Below are 1,737 nucleotides of genomic sequence, written 5' to 3'. Positions count from 1 at the left end.
GCGTGCGCAGTAAATTTGGGTGTGACTTCGCTGGCTGCGCCGAAGGCCTCGTCGTCCGGAACGTCGAGATATTCTCTCACCGCGCGTGGCGCGTCATCGGGAGCAACCTCGCGGGCCGCCCAGTCTTCGGGGTTGCTGGAATTCTGCTTCTGAACGTCAGCGCTGATCAAGCTAGCATCCACTGCAAAACCCTGACCGCCGACCAGTCCCTCTTCCATGCAGCGCGCAACGGTCATCTCGAACACCTGGCGCAAAAGACCGCTCTCGCGGAACCGGCCGTGCCGGTTCTTCGAGAAAGTAGAATGATCCGGAATACGGTCAGTCAGATCGAGACGGCAGAACCACCGATACGCTAGGTTCAAATGGACCTCTTCGCAAAGGCGACGTTCAGATCGAATGCCGAAGCAATATCCCACCAAAAGCATCCGGATCAGCAGCTCTGGATCGATCGAGGGACGGCCAGTATGGCTATAGAAATTGGCCAGATGAGATCGGATGCTGCTCAGATCGACAAACCGATCTATCGACCGCAACAAGTGATCTCGTGGCACGTGGTCTTCCAGCGAGAACTCGTAAAACAGCGCCGCCTGCGCTTCCTGCTTCGGTCCCATCATCGCCAATCCTCCCGTTTAATAAGAGAATTGAATCAGCAGATCGTGCCGCGATCAAGAGAGAGTTTTTCAACAAAATTGGCGGACTCCGGACGTTTGCTGCATGTGCATGCCAGACATGGCAAGAAGGTAGTAGCTGACATTCAAATGATGCTGCGGCTACATGTTACAGCCGCTATCGGAATTGATGAACGGTGAACCTTGTCTTGGCCGCTTAGCGATTGTTTGTTGGCAGATAAGGTGTCCCACGCAGGAGCACACCCAACGCTCCAATAATAGCGACTGGCCCCCAGGCGTAAGGCGCTGGCGTGGTCCAAAGCGCGGCATTTGCGAAGGTGGCCAAACCGATGCCGATGACTGCGAATGATGCGCTCATGGCCGATGCGATGATCGCGAGCGCGACATGCTCCCGGTGGCGCGCCGCCAGGGTAAACATGACGACCATCGCCAAGACCGCGACTGTATCGACGTGCCAAGAGAAATGGTGCATCCAGACGACATCAGGAGGCAGGCCGGATGCTTCAAGCGGCCCCAACATCTGTGGGCCCCCGAGCCATTCGTGTGCGACAACGCCCAGCATAGAAAGTGTTGCAGCGATCAAATAGAAAATGCGGGATAACCGACTCATTTTATTTCCTTCAAGGATTACTGGGTCGAGTGTTTAAGAATACGGGTTTGGTTAGGTGGTGGCTTCCACCTCCTTGATGAAGCCCAAGACCCTTTCGAGGTAGTCTGACGGGTTATCCTCCCACGCATAATGCGCCGCACCAGGAATGACCGCGAACCTGCTGTTTGGCAGAAGGTCCGCCAGCCGCCGCGAATTGGATACGGACACGAATGTATCGAACTCACCATGAAGGACCTGCACCGGGGCTTCGATCCGCGTTACATCACGCTCAAGCGCCGGTGTTTCGGTTGGATAGCTGCCCAGAAAGCCGACTTGCCCGCGCAGCTTGGCAAAGCGCGTGGACCCGGCAAGATAGTCTGCCTTTACCTCGGGTGACGGTTTGATGAGGCGATACCCGACGCTGTTGGCGGCGGCGCAGTAGATGCGCCCGCCGATGGGACCACCGCCAGAGAGTGTCGCCCACTGCACAAGGCGCGAAGACACGAGAGCCCGCAGGAG

General features: G+C 57.0%; 3 protein-coding genes. All 3 read right to left on the bottom strand.

Annotation, left to right across the window (positions count from 1 at the left end; translation table 11 throughout):
* Positions 1-614: transposase (locus WBC85_RS16535; protein ID WP_424439879.1), on the bottom strand; the 614-nt coding region annotated here is incomplete at its 3' end.
* Between the two features lie 211 nt (positions 615-825).
* On the bottom strand, positions 826-1,239 hold the full coding sequence (locus WBC85_RS16530; RefSeq protein ID WP_424439876.1) for a hypothetical protein: 414 nt from the start codon (positions 1,237-1,239) through the stop codon (positions 826-828).
* Between the two features lie 51 nt (positions 1,240-1,290).
* Positions 1,291-1,737: alpha/beta fold hydrolase (locus WBC85_RS16525; RefSeq protein ID WP_424439873.1), on the bottom strand; the 447-nt coding region annotated here is incomplete at its 5' end.

Origin of the sequence: Planktotalea sp., from assembly GCF_049680325.1 — a bacterium.
GTDB lineage: Bacteria > Pseudomonadota > Alphaproteobacteria > Rhodobacterales > Rhodobacteraceae > Planktotalea.
This window is presented reverse-complemented; position numbering and strand designations above follow the sequence as displayed.

Excerpts from the sequence above, each read along its gene's own strand:
- WBC85_RS16530 (WP_424439876.1), bottom strand. The coding sequence starts at position 1,239 with ATGAGTCGGTTATCCCGCATTTTCTATTTGATCGCTGCAACACTTTCT.